The sequence below is a fragment of the Aurantiacibacter rhizosphaerae genome (assembly GCF_009807005.1).
Taxonomy (GTDB): Bacteria; Pseudomonadota; Alphaproteobacteria; order Sphingomonadales; family Sphingomonadaceae; genus Alteraurantiacibacter; species Alteraurantiacibacter rhizosphaerae.
Genome location: NZ_WUBR01000001.1, coordinates 1,497,744 through 1,512,469, shown reverse-complemented (window position 1 = coordinate 1,512,469; position 14,726 = coordinate 1,497,744). Strand labels below are relative to the sequence as shown.

The 14,726-nt window shown below is 62.5% G+C and carries 14 protein-coding genes; 5 read left to right on the top strand and 9 right to left on the bottom strand.

Annotated elements, in window-relative coordinates:
* Positions 1 to 44 precede the first annotated feature (44 nt).
* Positions 45 to 1,268 (bottom strand): bifunctional alpha/beta hydrolase/OsmC family protein, encoded by a 1,224-nt coding sequence (locus GRF63_RS07090; RefSeq protein ID WP_202131581.1) that lies wholly within the window; start codon positions 1,266 to 1,268, stop codon positions 45 to 47.
* A gap of 289 nt (positions 1,269 to 1,557) precedes the next feature.
* Between GRF63_RS07090 and purS the strand changes: the two genes are divergently transcribed.
* Positions 1,558 to 1,794 (top strand): phosphoribosylformylglycinamidine synthase subunit PurS, encoded by a 237-nt coding sequence (gene purS / locus GRF63_RS07085; protein ID WP_160485219.1) that lies wholly within the window; start codon positions 1,558 to 1,560, stop codon positions 1,792 to 1,794.
* On the top strand, positions 1,791 to 2,462 hold the full coding sequence (gene purQ / locus GRF63_RS07080) for a phosphoribosylformylglycinamidine synthase subunit PurQ (protein ID WP_160485218.1): 672 nt from the start codon (positions 1,791 to 1,793) through the stop codon (positions 2,460 to 2,462). Before purS ends, purQ begins: the two co-directional genes overlap by 4 nt.
* Before the next feature lie 127 nt (positions 2,463 to 2,589).
* On the opposite strand, the gene GRF63_RS07075 is transcribed toward purQ, so the two are convergent.
* The 4 genes from GRF63_RS07075 to glmU all read right to left on the bottom strand — a co-directional run bounded on the left by GRF63_RS07075 (position 2,590) and on the right by glmU (position 8,761).
* Positions 2,590 to 4,905 carry a putative bifunctional diguanylate cyclase/phosphodiesterase gene (locus tag GRF63_RS07075; protein WP_160485217.1) on the bottom strand — a complete coding sequence of 772 codons (2,316 nt, stop codon included), beginning with the start codon at positions 4,903 to 4,905 and terminating at the stop codon, positions 2,590 to 2,592.
* A gap of 113 nt (positions 4,906 to 5,018) precedes the next feature.
* A complete protein-coding gene (gene glmS / locus GRF63_RS07070; RefSeq protein WP_160485216.1) occupies positions 5,019 to 6,842 on the bottom strand; it encodes a glutamine--fructose-6-phosphate transaminase (isomerizing) in 1,824 nt (607 codons plus the stop codon).
* A gap of 118 nt (positions 6,843 to 6,960) precedes the next feature.
* Positions 6,961 to 7,404: a hypothetical protein gene (locus GRF63_RS07065; protein WP_160485215.1), complete on the bottom strand. Its 444-nt coding sequence runs from the start codon at positions 7,402 to 7,404 to the stop codon at positions 6,961 to 6,963.
* Complete coding sequence (gene glmU / locus GRF63_RS07060) at positions 7,397 to 8,761, bottom strand: bifunctional UDP-N-acetylglucosamine diphosphorylase/glucosamine-1-phosphate N-acetyltransferase GlmU (RefSeq protein WP_237392315.1); 1,365 nt, start codon at positions 8,759 to 8,761, stop codon at positions 7,397 to 7,399. Before glmU ends, GRF63_RS07065 begins: the two co-directional genes overlap by 8 nt.
* A 61-nt stretch (positions 8,762 to 8,822) precedes the next feature.
* Here glmU and GRF63_RS07055 point away from each other — a divergent pair, with 61 nt between their 5' ends.
* Positions 8,823 to 9,503 (top strand): HAD-IA family hydrolase, encoded by a 681-nt coding sequence (locus GRF63_RS07055; RefSeq protein ID WP_160485213.1) that lies wholly within the window; start codon positions 8,823 to 8,825, stop codon positions 9,501 to 9,503.
* A gap of 33 nt (positions 9,504 to 9,536) precedes the next feature.
* Here GRF63_RS07055 and GRF63_RS07050 read toward each other — a convergent pair whose 3' ends face one another.
* Genes GRF63_RS07050 through GRF63_RS07035 form a run of 4 tightly spaced genes read right to left on the bottom strand, consistent with a single transcriptional unit; the run spans position 9,537 to position 12,543 of the window.
* Positions 9,537 to 9,893: a DUF2794 domain-containing protein gene (locus tag GRF63_RS07050; protein ID WP_160485212.1), complete on the bottom strand. Its 357-nt coding sequence runs from the start codon at positions 9,891 to 9,893 to the stop codon at positions 9,537 to 9,539.
* Positions 9,893 to 10,603, bottom strand: a complete 711-nt coding sequence (epsC, locus tag GRF63_RS07045; RefSeq protein WP_160485211.1) for a serine O-acetyltransferase EpsC — start codon at positions 10,601 to 10,603, stop codon at positions 9,893 to 9,895. Before epsC ends, GRF63_RS07050 begins: the two co-directional genes overlap by 1 nt.
* Before the next feature lie 29 nt (positions 10,604 to 10,632).
* Positions 10,633 to 11,253, bottom strand: coding sequence for an HdaA/DnaA family protein (locus GRF63_RS07040; protein ID WP_160485210.1), 621 nt, complete (start codon positions 11,251 to 11,253; stop codon positions 10,633 to 10,635).
* 12 nt (positions 11,254 to 11,265) lie between these two features.
* Positions 11,266 to 12,543 carry a heavy-metal-associated domain-containing protein gene (locus GRF63_RS07035; RefSeq protein WP_160485209.1) on the bottom strand — a complete coding sequence of 426 codons (1,278 nt, stop codon included), beginning with the start codon at positions 12,541 to 12,543 and terminating at the stop codon, positions 11,266 to 11,268.
* 68 nt (positions 12,544 to 12,611) lie between these two features.
* On the opposite strand from GRF63_RS07035, the gene purM reads away from it, so the two are divergent.
* Both purM and purN read left to right on the top strand, forming a co-directional pair.
* Complete coding sequence (gene purM / locus GRF63_RS07030) at positions 12,612 to 13,709, top strand: phosphoribosylformylglycinamidine cyclo-ligase (RefSeq protein ID WP_160485208.1); 1,098 nt, start codon at positions 12,612 to 12,614, stop codon at positions 13,707 to 13,709.
* Positions 13,702 to 14,724, top strand: a complete 1,023-nt coding sequence (gene purN / locus GRF63_RS07025) for a phosphoribosylglycinamide formyltransferase (protein ID WP_160485207.1) — start codon at positions 13,702 to 13,704, stop codon at positions 14,722 to 14,724. The genes purM and purN overlap by 8 nt, the downstream gene beginning before the upstream one ends.
* Positions 14,725 to 14,726: the final 2 nt, after the last annotated feature.

The following is a 14,726-nucleotide window of genomic DNA, read 5'->3' as shown; positions in this document are numbered from 1 at the left end:
GATGGGCCGCGTGCCCCCTCCCCCGGTGCTATTCACGCCTAACCCTATCCGTCGTCGATCAGGGTCGAGTGGATATGGAGTTCACCCTCCAGCGTCTTGTGAACCGGGCATTTGTCGGCAATTTCCATCAGCCGCTTGCGCTGTTCCTCGGTAAGATCGCCTGAAAGCTCTATCGCCCGGTCGATCACCTGGATTGGCAGGCCCTTGTCCTCGCAATCGGTGCAATCAGCCACGTGATCGCGGCTGTGCTCCATCTCGATCCGCACCTTTTCCAGCGGAATCTTCGTGCGATCGGCATACATCTTGATCGTCATGCTGGTGCATGTGCCAAGGGCTGCCAGCAGCAGGTCGTAAGGCGTGGGCCCATGGTCGCTGCCGCCATAGCTTTCCGGCTCGTCCGCGATGAATTCGTGGCGGGGCGTGCGCACCCACTGGGCGAATTTGCCGCCAGCGGTTGAAACTTCCACCGTGCCGGCAAAATCCTCGCGCGGCTCCATCGGCAGGTCTGCCAGATAGGGAGTGGCCCAAGAGGCAATCATGTTGGCCGCATATTCCGCAGCGCCCGGTTTCGTCAGCAGGTGATCGGCATCATCCAGCGCGACGAAGCTCTTGGGGTGCATCGCCGCCTCGAAGATCAGGCGTGCATTGTCGATGCTCACCACCTCGTCCTGCGGGCAATGCAGCACCATCAGGGGCAGGCCAAGATCGGCGATCCGCTGGGCCTGCGGCTGGTCCCGCCCCTGCTCCAGGAATTCGCGCGCGATGCGGAACTTGCGGCCTGCCAAGGTCACTTCGCCTTCGCCGCTTTGCTCGATATCGTCGATGGCATCGCCGAAATGTTCGAACACATGGGCCGCATCATAGGGCGCGTTCAGCGTGGCCACGGCGCGCAATTGCGGGATATGCGCCGCTGCCGCCAGCGCAGCCGCGCCGCCCAGCGAATGCCCGATCAGGAGGACAGGCGGCAGGCCCCGATCTGCCAGAGCCCGCGCCGCGCAGGCCAGGTCCTCCACATTGGTGGCAAAGCCCGCATTGGCAAAATCGCCGTCGCTGCCGCCCAGACCGGTGAAATCAAAGCGCAGCACGGCAATACCCCTCGCCGCCAGGGCGGAGGCAACGCGCGTGGCGGCATGGCTCTGCTTGGTACAGGTGAAGCAATGGGCGAACAGCGCGGCGGCACGCGGCTTGATATACAGCGGCAGTTCCAGCCGCCCGTCCAGCGATTGGCCCTGCTTGCCGGTGAAGGTGAACTTCTCGGTCGAAATCATGTTCGTCTGGCCCCTTTGCCGCGCGCCTGTCCTACGCGCCAGTCGCACACTAACGCGCCATGCGATGCAACCGTTTCCTTCTTCCTGCCAGCCCGCCTTCGATCAGCCTCGCGGGGCCATCGACATTTTTGTCATCAGGACAGTGTTCCATGTGTTCCACATTAGCTGGAAAACGGGCATGCTTCCCCGGCGCAATCATGGCGCGCCTCTTGCGGGAATCGCCCCCAATCGCCATAGGCAGCGGCAAATTCACGCTCCTTTATCCAACCCGCCGCGAAAGGCCCGCCCCATGAAAGTCCGCATCCATGTAAGCCTGAAGCCCGGCGTGCTCGATCCGCAGGGCCGTGCCGTCCACCACGCGCTGGATGGGCTGGGGTTCAAGGGCGTCGACGATGTTCGCATCGGTCGCCTGGTGGAGATGGAAGTGGCCGATGACACCAGCGACGAGGCGCTGGACGAGATGTGCCAGAAGCTGCTCGCCAACATGGTGATCGAGAATTACCGCATCGAGAAGGTTGCTGCATGAAGACCGCAGTCGTCACATTCCCCGGATCGAATTGCGACCGCGACATGTGGGTCGCGCTGCGAGACGTATCGGGCAGGGAGCCGGTAAAGGTTTGGCATGGTGATGCCGAACTGCCCGACGGCCTTGATTTCATCGCCCTGCCCGGCGGTTTTTCCTATGGCGATTACCTGCGCAGCGGCGCGATGGCGGCCAACAGCCCGATCATGCGCTCCGTCGTGGCGGCGGCAGAGCGCGGCGTGCCCGTGCTGGGCGTGTGCAACGGCTTCCAGGTGCTGACGGAGGCGCGATTGCTGCCCGGCGCGCTGATGCGCAACGCAGCGCAGCACTTCATCTGCCGCACCGTGCCGCTGGTGGTGGAAAACGCGGGCAGCATCTTCACCAGCGCATATGCCAAGGGTGAGACGATCCAGATCCCGGTTGCCCACCACGATGGCAACTACTTCGCTGCGGATGACGTGCTGGACCGCATTGAAGGCGAAGGCCGCGTGGCCTTCCGCTATGCCGAGAACTGCAACGGATCGCGCCGCGATATCGCCGGTATCCTGAACGAGCGTGGCAACGTGCTGGGCATGATGCCGCACCCCGAACGCGCTATCGAGGCCGACCATGGCGGCAGCGATGGCAGGCGCCTGTTCGAAAGCGTGATCGGGAGCCTGGTAGGGGCCTGATCTCGCGACTGTTCGCCGCGCGCGTTCCTAAACTTGCCTACAAGAACGGTCCGCACCTAGCGGACCGCAAAGGCCGACCGGCCTCCCGCAGCGGGCGCAGCTTGTTGCGCATCTAGCGGAAAACAATCTACGCCGCGCGAATTGTGTTGTTGCTTTTTACCACCAGAGATCGGGCTTCCACCGCCTTCATCGGGCGGCCAAAATAATAACCCTGGATCTTGGTGCAGCCCAGTTCGCGGATCAGCGCAGCCTGCTCTGCATCCTCCACACCTTCTGCGGTGGTGGTCATTTCAAGGCTGCGGGCCATGGCCACAACGGCGCGGATGATTGCCAGGCTTTCCTGGCTGTCATGCGTTGCGCCCTGAACGAAGCTCTTGTCCACCTTGATGGTGGAGAACCGCAGGGTCCGCAAATAGCCGAGCGAGGAATAACCGGTGCCGAAATCATCCAGTGCGATGGAACAGCCCAGCGCCATGATCTCTTCCAGCGCCTGGCGCGCGATGCGTCCGTCACGCAGGAAAACGCTCTCGGTAACCTCTACCTCCAGCCGGTGAGCAGGTAGGCCAGTCTCGGCCAGCGCGCGCACCACGGTGCCGGCGAAATTGGGTTCGAGCAATTGCTCTCCCGATACGTTCACCGCCACCTTGATATCGTCCGGCCAGCGTGCGGCTTCGCGGCATGCCTCGTGCAGCACCCATTCGCCGATGGGCACAATCAGGCGGGTATCTTCTGCCAGCGGGATGAATTTAACAGGGCTTACGAAACCGTGCTCCGCGCTGTTCCAGCGCAGCAGCGCCTCGAAACTCACCACGGTTTCGCTGCGGGCGTTGACCACCGGCTGGAAATTTAGCTCCAGCTCGTTGTGGCTGATTGCCCGGCGCAGCGAAAGCTCCAGCTTGCGGCGCTCTTCCGCATTGGCGTGCAGCGACGGCACGTATTGATAATGCGTGTTCCCGCCTTCATCCTTCGCCCGATAGAGGGCAAGATCGGCGTTGCGCATCAGGGTTTCCACAGAGGATCCATCGCGCGGCCCGATGGCAGAGCCAACGCTGGCCCCGATAAACAGGGTGTGATTGTCGATCGTATAGGGCTGCGAAAGGGCGCTGATGATGGCATTGGCCAGCTTGTCCACGCGGCCCTTGTCACTGGCATCGCGGATGACCACGGCAAATTCGTCTCCGCCCAGTCTGCCGCACTGCTCGTTATCGGTGATCACACCGGCGAGGCGTTTGGACACGCTGGCCAGCAGCCTGTCACCCAACTGGTGCCCCAGCGAATCGTTCACTGCCTTGAAGCGGTCGAGATCGATCATGAGGAAGGCGCAGCGCGATTTCCACTGATCGGCATAGCGCATGGCATCGCCCAGCGCCTCTGTCAGCATCAGGCGGTTTGGCAGGCCGGTGAGCGTGTCGTAGCGGGCGAGATAGGCAATCTTCTCATCCCGGTCCCGCTGCTCCGTCACGTCGGAGCCAACACCTCGAAAGCCGACATAGCTGCCGTTATCGTCATACATCGGCGTGCCGGAAAGCTCCCACCAGCGGCGGCCGGTCTCAAGATAGACCTGCACCAGGAGGTTGGAGAAATGTTCGCGCCGCTTCAGCTTCTCGGCCAGTTCGTGCAGACTGCGCGGAAATTCACCGCTTTCCCACGACGATCCGGCAATCAGCTTGATAAAGCTCTCGCCCTCCAGGTTCTCTGGCGCTGCGCCAAAGGCAAAGGCGAAGCGAGGCGATGCAGAGCGGATGCGGCGATTGGTATCGACCTGCCACAGCCAGTCCGATTCCTTTTCCTCGAACTCGCGCAACAGCAGGGAAACCACCTCGTCCTTTTCCGCAACGCCGGCCTCGGCAATCTTGGCGCTGAGATATGTACGGGCGGATCGCAAGGCGCCCGCCACGATGGTCACGGTGTAAACAGCAGCGGCGATTGCGAACATGATGTCGCCCGCCAGGATAAAGGAAGCAACGCCGGTCGCGCCCACGACCAGATCGAAAACCACGATGGCGACAGGCGCGCTGGCCATCGTCGCCGCGCTTCCCGCAACCAGCATGGCCACCACCGCCCACAGCGCGAAATGGTCTGCCGAAGTCCCCTCCGGCACGAAGAACATCAGCGCTGCGGCCCATGGCACGGTACACCCCGCCACGCCCAGCGCCTGCCGGGTGAACTCGTTCCACTGGACGCCGCGCGCCTCGATATCGATGAACTTGCGATCGATGCGGCCCACGTTCCACACGGCGGCAACCACACTCAGCAGCCAGATGCCCAGCACCCAGTGCGCGATACTGTTCATGTACAGCGCCACGGTCAGCATCGCCGCCAGCCCATGGGCGGTAAAGCGGATCATGGAAACCTTGTGCAGCTCTGAATACTGGAGCGTGCGCAGCCGGGTCCAATCGCCCTCACCCGGGTCACGCAAGCCGATCACCTGCAGAAAACTCATCTGCAGCGGAAGTGTCGGTAATCCAGAGTGTTTATCGCTCACCCACTCGCACTACCTGCTCAAAGGTTAGTGGGTGGTAAAGCGCCGGGTCTGAATCTCTGAAAAAGCGAATATTATTCCACGGTTACGGATTTCGCCAGATTGCGCGGCTGATCTACATCGGTGCCCTTGGCCACGGCCACGTGATAGGCCAGCAACTGCACGGGAACGGCATAAACCAGCGGTGCGATCAGCGGATGCACCTTCGGCATCTCGATCACGGCCATGCAATCCTCGCCTGCCTGGGCAATGCCCTTGGCATCGGAAATCAACACGACCTTGCCGCCGCGCGCCTGCACCTCCTGCATGTTGGAAACGGTCTTGTCGAACAGCGGGCCGGACGGTGCCAGCACGATGACCGGAACCGAATCGTCGATCAGCGCGATGGGGCCGTGCTTCATCTCTCCGCTGGCATAGCCCTCTGCATGGATGTAGCTGATTTCCTTCAGCTTCAGCGCACCTTCCAGCGCCAGCGGGAAATCCGCCCCGCGCCCCAGATACAGCACATCGCGTGCCGGGGCGATCAGGTGCGCCATCGCGGCGATATCTTCATCATGGTCCAGCGCGGCGTTGAGGCAAGCCGGTGCTTCCAGCAGGTGCTTCACCACCTCTGCCTCTTCCTCGCGATCCATCAGGCCCTTCTTCACCGCGAAATGCGCGGAAAGGGCGGCAAGCACGGCCAGCTGACAGGTGAATGCCTTGGTGGACGCCACGCCGATTTCTGGGCCTGCATGGGTTGGCAGCAGCAGATCCGCCTCCCGCGCCATGGAACTGGTGGGCACGTTCACCACGGCAGCGATGACCTGGCCCTGCTCCCGGCAATGGCGCAGGGCTGCCAGCGTATCCGCCGTCTCACCGCTTTGGGAAATGAACAGCGCCAGACCGCCCTTGGTCAGCACGGGTTCGCGATATCGAAACTCGCTGGCGAAATCGATATCCACCGGCACGCGGGCAAATTGCTCGAACCAGTATTTCGCCACCATCGCGGCGTAATAGGATGTGCCGCAAGCCACGATCGTCACGCGATCAATGCTGGAAATGTCGAAATCGATCTGCGGCAGGGCGACGCGCTGTTCGCCGGGGCGCAGATAGGAACGCAGCGTCTGGGCAACCACGGTAGGCTGCTCAAAAATTTCCTTCTGCATGAAGTGGTTGTAATTGCCCTTCTCGATCATCGCGGCGGTTGCGCCGGATTCCTGCACGGCGCGTTCAACGGTGTTGCCGTCCAGATCGCGGATCGTGGCGCTGTCCCTGGTGATGGTGACCCAGTCACCTTCTTCCAGATAGGCGATCTGCTGCGTCAGCGGGGCAAGAGCCAGCGCGTCGGAGCCGAGATACATCTCTCCCTCGCCATAACCCACCACCAGCGGAGAGCCGAGCCGCGCACCTATCAGCATATCGGGATGATCGCGAAAGACGATGGCCAGCGCAAAGGCACCGCGCAGGCGCGGCAGCACTTCGGCAACGGCATCTTCAGGGGCCAGGCCCTGCTCGATCCGGCGGGAGATCAAGTGGACGACGACTTCGGTATCGGTCTCGCTTTCGAAAGTGCGGCCATCGGCGCGCAATTCGTCCCGCAATTCCTTGAAGTTCTCGATAATGCCATTGTGCACCAGCGCCACGTGCTCGGTCGCATGGGGATGCGCGTTTTTTTCAACCGGGGCGCCGTGGGTGGCCCAGCGCGTGTGGGCGATGCCGGTGCTGCCAGAAGCGGGATTTTGCGCCAGTTCGTTCACCAGGCCTACCAGCTTGCCCTCCGCACGGCGGCGCAGCAGCTGGCCATCATGCGCGGTGCAGATGCCCGCACTGTCATAACCGCGATATTCCATCCGGCGCAGGCCATCCACCAATCGCGCAGCAACATCGCGCTGGCCCACAATTCCGATAATTCCGCACATCTGGCGATGGTCCCCTAAATTTGCCTTTGTCGCCTTTTAGACGACGAGGTTCATATAAAACGTGAAAATATTGCGATAGGCGCCCTGCCTGCGCGATGCTGAATGGAAAATGGCCGCGTCAGCCATCGAAAATGGCAGGATCGGCATCGAAAGGCACCAGTCTGCCCGCTTGCAGCGGGATAGAGCCGCCCTCTGCATCGCCCACGGAATAATAGGCGAGGAAATGCCGGGCGAAACCCGGTGCTTCCACCTGGATACGGATGGCATCGTCCATCCCGTCATCCGGCTGATCCAGCTTTACCGCAGAGATGATGGCCGCGGCGATCAGTCCGCCGCTGGCAGCCTCCTTCGCCACTTCGCTGTGCGTCAGTGCCAGCACCTCGTCCGGGGTCTTGTCCGTTCCGGGTTCGGCAAAGCGGGTAAAGCCCATTTCGCCATCCGGCTTCACCACGCAGGCGAAGGGCAATACCGGCATGCCTTGCGCGATCTGCTCAAAGGCGAAATCACGAGAGGCCTGCAACACCAGCGCAAGCTGTTCATCGGTGAATGTGCGCTCAGCCATTCTTCTTTGCCGCGGCCTTTTTCTTCTTCATCGCGTCGTGGAAGCGATCCGCCCAGCCCGGCTTCACCAGCTGATCCGCCCGCACCATGCGCAGATCGCCATCATTCACATCGCGGCTGACTGCGCTGCCTGCCGCAACGATGGCATCGGCACCGATGTTCACCGGCGCGATCAGGGCAGAGTTGGAGCCGATAAAGGCGCGCGGCCCGATCTTGGTCTGATGCTTGAAATAGCCATCGTAATTGCAGGTGATGGTGCCTGCGCCGATATTGGCGCCCGCGCCCACCGTGGCATCGCCCAGATAGGAGAGGTGATTGGCCTTCGCCCCTTCGCCAAGCGTGGTTTTCTTGATCTCGACAAAATTGCCGACCTTGCTGTTGGCTTCCAGCACGGCACCGGGCCGCAACCGTGCGTAGGGCCCGACTTCCACCCCTTCATCAACACGCGCGCCCTCAAGATGGCTGAACGCGCGAATCAATGCGCCGCTGGCCACCGTGACACCGGGGCCGAACACCACATTGGGTTCCACCACCACATCGGGCGCAAGCTGCGTATCATAGCTGAAGAACACGGTTTCGGGCGCGCGCAGGGTAACGCCGTTGGCCATGGCGTCCTCCCGAGCGGTTTCCTGCCACTGCGCCTCTGCCGCGGCGAGTTCGGCGCGGCTGTTGATGCCGGCCACCTCTTCCGCGCTGTCACAAGAGACAACGGCGCAATTGCGGCCATCGGCAATGGCAATGTTCACGATATCGGGCAGGTAATATTCGGCCTGCGCATTTTCATTCTTCACGCGTGACAGCAGGGCGAAAAGGTCTTCTGAACGCGCCGCCAGCAGGCCGGAATTGCACATGGTGCAGGCTCGCTCGTCCTCGGACGCGTCCTTATATTCCACCATCTTGATGATCTGGCCCTGCTGGGAAACCACGCGGCCATAGCGCAGCGGATCATCGGGTTCAAAGCCCAGCACCACGGCAGCGGGCGCATCATCGGCGCGCAGGCGATCGATCATGGCGCGCATCGTCTGCGTTTTCACGAAGGGCACATCGCCATACAGCACCAGCACATCGCCATCAAAATCGGCCAGCGCATCCTCTGCCTGCTGCACGGCGTGGCCGGTGCCCAGTTGCGGATCCTGCACGCCAAAAACGCATCGCTGCGCAAGGCGTTCTTCCAGCTGCTCCCGATATTCGCCCACGATGGTGACCAGCGTATGAGGCTCCAGCCGGTCTACACTGGCAAGCAGGTGTTCGATCATGGGGCGGCCCGCAACTTCGTGCAGCACCTTGTGGCGGCTGCTGTTCATGCGGGTTCCCTTGCCGGCGGCAAGGATGATGGCGGCTATCGGTCTTTCACTCATATCGCGGCCCATGCCACCATTTCATTGCAGTTTCCATATGTGAGCACCACATGGCGGCACGATGGCAAAATTTCCTTTCGATATCGTCCTTTTCGACCTCGACGGCACGCTGGTCGATTCCAATCTCGACCTTGGCCCCGCGATCAATCACGCACTGGCGCTGGAGGGTAGAGAGCAATTGCCCCTGTCCCAAGTGCGCCAGCTGATCGGCGGCGGCGCCGTGCCCATGCTGGAACGCGGGCTAGAGCAGACCGGTGGGGCCGTTTCCAAAGAACGCTTTGAAGAACTGAGCAATGCCCTGCTGGAACATTACTGGGCCCATATTGCTGACAATACCGTGCCCTTCCCCGGCGTGCTGAATGCGCTGGACGTGCTGGCAGACAGGGGCTGCAAGCTGGCCGTGTGCACCAACAAGGCAGAAAAACCCGCCCGCCAGTTGATCGAGGCGCTGGGCATGACAGACAGGTTCTGCGCCATCCACGGCGGCGATACCTTCGGGCGAGAGAAGGCCAAGCCCGCGCCGGATATGCTGCTGGCCGCCATAAAGGATTGCGGCGGTGGAGCAGCGGCGATGGTAGGCGATTCCACCTTTGACGTGCGTGCGGCCCGCAATGCCGGCTGTCCGGTGGTCACCTATCGATATGGCTATAATGATGTGCCGGTTGGCGAACTTGGCGGCGATGCCATGATCGACCATTTCGATGAACTGGTGGGCACGCTGGAAGGCCTGAGCCCCGCCTGACGTTCCGGACGGACGCTCTCTACGGAGCGCGTCCTAGTCCACCAGTTTCAGCAGGCGGCGCTCTATCGGGGCGAGCACGTTAGCTAGTTCATGCCCGCGCTTCAGGATCTGGCCGTGTTCACCGAACAGCGCCCACATGCCCTGCTTCGTGTGCAAGGCCGGGCGCTTCTCCAGCCGCATCTGCGGCACTTCGGCTGTGCGGCGGAAGGCTGCGAAAGTGGCGCAATCCTTCGTGAATTCCATCGCGTAATCGCGCCACTCGCCGGCGGCGACCATGCGACCGTAGAGGTTGAGGATATGGTTCAGCTCGCGCCGGTCAAACCCAACCTGTTCGGGCGGGCGCTGACCCGGAAAGGCAACGATATTGTTGGCACCGCCATGGGCCGCCATCAGTGCTGTGCCCCGCTCTGGCGGTTCTGGCTCTCATCGCCCGTGGCAGGCAGATGCTTGCGCATTTCCGACATTTCCAGTCGCAATTGCGCGATTTCCGCTTCCAGCGCCTGCACTCTTTCGGTTGGCGCAGGCTCGCACGGTTCATCACAGGGCGTGCCATAGGGGATAAATTCGCGCAGCCATGTTTCGGCAGGCACCAGGGTGGACCGCGCCTTCAAGCCGATCATCGTTGCCCCTTCTGGCACATCGTCCGTTACCACGGCATTGGCACCCACGCGGGCGCGCTCTCCCACGGTGATCGGGCCGATCACCTGCGCGCCGGACCCGATGATCACATTGTCGGCCAAGGTGGGATGGCGTTTGCCGCCCTCGCCATTGGTGGGGTTCGTGCCGCCCAGCGTCACGCATTGGTAGATCGTCACGTTGTCGCCAATTTCGGCGGTTTCACCGATCACAGTAAAACCATGATCGATAAAGAAATTCTTCCCGATCTTGGCGCCGGGATGAATATCGATGGCGGTCATCCAGCGGGAGAGATGGTTCACCAGACGCGCCACGAAAAACATATTCGCCTCGAACAGCCAATGCGCGATCTTGTGCATGCCGACGGCCAGAACCCCCGGATAAAGCAGGATTTCCCAGCGCGATCGTGGCGCCGGATCGCGTGCGTGGATCGAGTCCAGATAGGCGATAAGTCTCTCGAACATCGTTGCTCCAATGTCCCACCAAAATCCGATCAGATCAAGCGGGGTTCCTCTGGCCCGTGCACGGCTTCCAGCGCGGCGCGCCAGATTCCCATGTTAGGTGGGGCCTTTCGTTCAAGAGACAAGCGGTCGATCGTGGCCACCAGTTTTTCCAGCTCCACCTGCGAACGGGACGCGCGCGGAACCAGGTAATCGGCCGCATCATCCCGCAGGGGCAGGCCCCGCTCCTGCGCCAGCGAAAGCAGCAGGTCGCGCGCCATGTCATCGTCAGGCTGGCCGATATCCAGTTGCAGCGATCCGCCAAGGCGGGACCGCAGATCGGGCAGCGTGATATTCCACGGCGGCTCTACGCCCACGATCAGCAGATCGGTGCCGCTTTCCTGCGCCCGGTTCCAGCGATGGAAAACCTCGTCCTCCGGCATGTGCTGCGCATCGTCGATGGCATCGCGCCGGGTGCCCGCAGGCGCATTATTGACGAACCAGCGCGCCAGCAGCGATTTACCCGAGCGGGGCGGCCCGGTGAGGACGGCGGTGCGAAATGGCCAGTTTTCCGTCGCCACCAGCGCCTCTGCAACATCGCGGTTGGCATTACCGATCACGATCCGCGCCGGTCCCCGGCCGCTGGCGGCAAGTGGCAGGGCAAACTGGCTCATCAGCCAAGGGCCCTAGCGAGAGATGCCGAGAGCGTTCTGCCCTTCGTTAACCGCCCAGCCCCGCTGGCGCAGCAAGGCGGCAAGCGCAGGCAGTTCACCCGCATAGGTCACATCGAACACCGACGCGCCGCCGATGGCGGTGGACCGCACCGTTACCCGCGAAACACCGGGAAGCGCGCGCAGGGCCGACAGTGTACCGTCGAAATCGGATGCTGCAGGCGTTGCCGCCTGAATGCCGTAGCTGGCCGTGGTGACCGCGGGCTCTGCCGTTGGCGTTGGCGTGCTGGGCGCGGCGTCTGCGTTTGTATCGCGGGCGTTCGCCGCGGCATTGGCGGCCGCCAATTCGGCATCGCGCGCCTGTTCCAGGATAGCGCGAATCTCCGGGCTGATCTCGATATTATCCAGCGTCAGCGTGGGATCGGGCTGCAACGTCCCCTCCGCCAGCGCGGCAGCGAAAATCTCGTTGAAGCGCGCGACTGCGCGGCGCAGCATGGCGGGAAGTTCCGCGGCACTGTCTGCCTTCATGGTGAAATCAGCGAGATAGCGATTGTCCGGACCGTGCCGCGCGGTGAAATGCCCTTCCACCGGGCCGCCGGGCCATTCCCAGCGCAGGCTGGCGATGGGCACCAGCACATCTGCCGCGCCGAATTGGTCGAGAATGTTGTTCCACCACGCACGGCTGCGCCTGCCGCTCTGCCCATAGGTCAGCAGCAGCGATTCGCCGCCGGAACCGGACGGGCGAACATAATCGATGGTGCTGGAGCCGAACTGATATTCCGCCCAGGCGCGCTGCCACGGATTGCGCACCTCGAACATGGTCTGCGTTCCACCGGTCATCAGCACCGGCAGCGTCAGCATTGGGGCGGATCGCGCACGCTCCCCACCTGCGCCCAGCAGGGCGCCGGCTCTCTGCCGATCGAAAATCACGCCAAGCCGCGCCACATAACGGCGCGGGCCGATGCTTTCTTCCTCCACAACGATGGCAGCCACCAGCGAATCGAGTCGCGAATCGGGAATTTCCGGCCCGTCTATCTTGGCCCAGGCCAGGCGCTGCGCCTCTCGCCAGCCGTTGGCGCGCGCTTCTTCCGCGCTTTCGCCGGTCACATTCACCTCGATACCGCCAACGTCGATATCGCTGCTGCTGGCGACGGGCGCGATACCGCGATTGCCGGAAACCTGCGCGGTGAGCGACACGGCTGCGAAAGCGGCAAGCGCAATCAGGCACACCGCCGCGATCAGGGCGGGCATGCGGCTGTGATGGTGCCGGAAAAGGGGGAAAACTATGTTCATCGGGGAATTCGAGGGCCTTTTGCCGAAAGGCGAGTGGAATTCCAAGCCTGAATGACTATGGCGGTGGTATGAATTCGGACAAACAATCCTACACCTATGAGCAGGCCGGCGTCTCCATCGATGCGGGCAACCGTCTTGTGAAGGCAATCGGCCCGCTTGTGAAGGCCACGATGCGCCCCGGCGCGGACGGTGAAATCGGCGGCTTTGGCGGCTTCTTCGATCCACGGGCAGCGGGTTATAAAGATCCGTTGCTGGTGGCCGGCAACGATGGCGTTGGCACAAAGCTGAAACTGGCCATCGATACCGACCGGCACGATACGGTGGGCATCGATCTTGTGGCCATGTGCGTGAATGACCTGATCGTTCAGGGCGCAGAGCCGCTGTTCTTCCTGGACTATTTCGCCACCGGCAAGCTGGAGAACGGCATTGCGGAGCGGGTGATCGCGGGCATTGCGCAAGGCTGCAAGGATGCAGGCTGCGCGCTGATCGGCGGCGAAACGGCGGAAATGCCCGGCATGTATGCCCAGGGTGATTACGATCTGGCCGGCTTCTGCGTCGGCGCGGTGGAGCGCGGCGAGCAATTGACCGGCGAACGCGTTGCGCCGGGCCATGTTTTGCTGGGTCTCGCCAGTTCGGGCGTGCATTCCAACGGCTTTTCCCTGGTGCGCCGCCTTGCTGCAGACAAGGGCTGGAAGCTGGAGCGTCCCGCCCTTTTCGATGCGGACCAGCTTTTGATCGACGCGCTGATCGCGCCGACTCGCATTTATGTCAAAAGCCTGCTGCCCACCGTGCGCGCGGGCCATATTGACGCGCTTGCGCATATTACCGGCGGCGGCTTGCTGGAAAACCTGCCGCGCGTTCTGCCCGAAGGCGCGCGCGCCGTGGTGGATGCCGATAGCTGGGAACAGTCGCGGCTGATGGCCTTCCTGCAGGCACAGGGGAATATCGAGCCGGGCGAAATGGCTCGCACCTTCAACTGCGGCGTGGGCATGGTGCTGGCGGTGACGCCGGACAAGGTGGAAACCGTCACCCAAGCCCTTACCGAAGCAGGTGAGGAAATCATCCGAATCGGCGAGATCGTGGATGGCCAGCGCGGCTGCACGGTGAAGGGTTCCGCCGGCACCTGGTCTGCGCGTGAAGACTGGGTTGCCGAGCACGATGCCTAAGGAGGGGCCTGAAACCGGACCTGAGAACGGGCCTGACGGCGTGCCCGCCAAGAAACCGGCGAAGGCGCGAATCGCGTGCCTGCTTTCCGGCAATGGCACCACGATGTCTGCCCTGCTGTTCCAGTCGCGCCTGCCCGATTGCCCCTATGAGATCGTGCTGGTCGCCAGCAACAATCCCGATGCGCCGGGCCTGAAAATCGCTGCGGCGGAGGGCATTGCCACCTTCGCCCACGATCACCACGGCATGGATCGGCGCGAGCATGAAAAGATCATGGACGCCGCCCTGCGCGATAGCGGCGCGGAGTACCTGGCCCTGTGCGGATACATGCGCATCCTCACCGCCGATTTCGTCAGCGGTTGGGAGGAACGGATGGTCAACACCCACCCTTCCCTGCTGCCGAAGTACAAGGGGCTGGATACGCACCAGCGCGCGATTGACGCGGGCGAGGAATTCGGCGGCTGCTCGGTTCACGTGGTGACGCCGGAACTGGATGGCGGGCCATTGCTGGGTCAAGTGCCCGTGGCCATCCTGCCGCATGATACGGCGGATAGCCTGGCAAGCCGCGTCATCCTGGCCGAATACCAGCTGTATCCCCGCATGGTGGCGCAATATGTCAGCCGCACACAACGTGCAGACTGGCTGCTGGAAAAAGTGCGGAGCCTCGCCCTTTCCTTGCCGGAGACGGAGGAGCGCGACAGCCACGGCAGCCCCGGCTGGCGCACCGGCGGCAAAAGCGGCAAGTACTTCGCCTATTTCCAGGATCAGTTTCACGGGACCGATCACATCGCTGTGCTAGTGAAAACCGGCGGCGCGGATGAACTGGCGGGCCTGGTGGAAACGGCGCCCGGCACCTATTTCAAACCCGCATATTACGGGGCCAGTGGCTGGGTCGGGATCATATTGAACCAGGCGAGCGTTGATTGGGACCATGTCTCTGATTGGCTTGAAAGAAGTTGGCGCAGCTGCGCGCCCAAACGGCTTACCCGGCTGCACGATGCCGCTGACGATTTTTAACC

Coding starts and splice junctions, on each gene's coding strand:
- GRF63_RS07040 (WP_160485210.1), bottom strand. CDS start 11,253: ATGAGCCAGTTTGCCCTGCCACTTGCCGCCAGCGGCCGGGGACCGGCG.
- GRF63_RS07050 (WP_160485212.1), bottom strand. CDS start 9,893: ATGGCGGCCCATGGCGGTGCCAACAATATCGTTGCCTTTCCGGGTCAG.
- glmU (WP_237392315.1), bottom strand. CDS start 8,761: ATGAGTGAAAGACCGATAGCCGCCATCATCCTTGCCGCCGGCAAGGGA.
- GRF63_RS07065 (WP_160485215.1), bottom strand. CDS start 7,404: ATGGCTGAGCGCACATTCACCGATGAACAGCTTGCGCTGGTGTTGCAG.
- purN (WP_160485207.1), top strand. CDS start 13,702: ATGCCTAAGGAGGGGCCTGAAACCGGACCTGAGAACGGGCCTGACGGC.
- GRF63_RS07055 (WP_160485213.1), top strand. CDS start 8,823: ATGGCAAAATTTCCTTTCGATATCGTCCTTTTCGACCTCGACGGCACG.
- glmS (WP_160485216.1), bottom strand. CDS start 6,842: ATGTGCGGAATTATCGGAATTGTGGGCCAGCGCGATGTTGCTGCGCGA.
- purQ (WP_160485218.1), top strand. CDS start 1,791: ATGAAGACCGCAGTCGTCACATTCCCCGGATCGAATTGCGACCGCGAC.
- GRF63_RS07090 (WP_202131581.1), bottom strand. CDS start 1,268: ATGATTTCGACCGAGAAGTTCACCTTCACCGGCAAGCAGGGCCAATCG.
- GRF63_RS07075 (WP_160485217.1), bottom strand. CDS start 4,905: ATGAGTTTTCTGCAGGTGATCGGCTTGCGTGACCCGGGTGAGGGCGAT.
- purM (WP_160485208.1), top strand. CDS start 12,612: ATGAATTCGGACAAACAATCCTACACCTATGAGCAGGCCGGCGTCTCC.
- GRF63_RS07035 (WP_160485209.1), bottom strand. CDS start 12,543: ATGAACATAGTTTTCCCCCTTTTCCGGCACCATCACAGCCGCATGCCC.
- epsC (WP_160485211.1), bottom strand. CDS start 10,603: ATGTTCGAGAGACTTATCGCCTATCTGGACTCGATCCACGCACGCGAT.
- purS (WP_160485219.1), top strand. CDS start 1,558: ATGAAAGTCCGCATCCATGTAAGCCTGAAGCCCGGCGTGCTCGATCCG.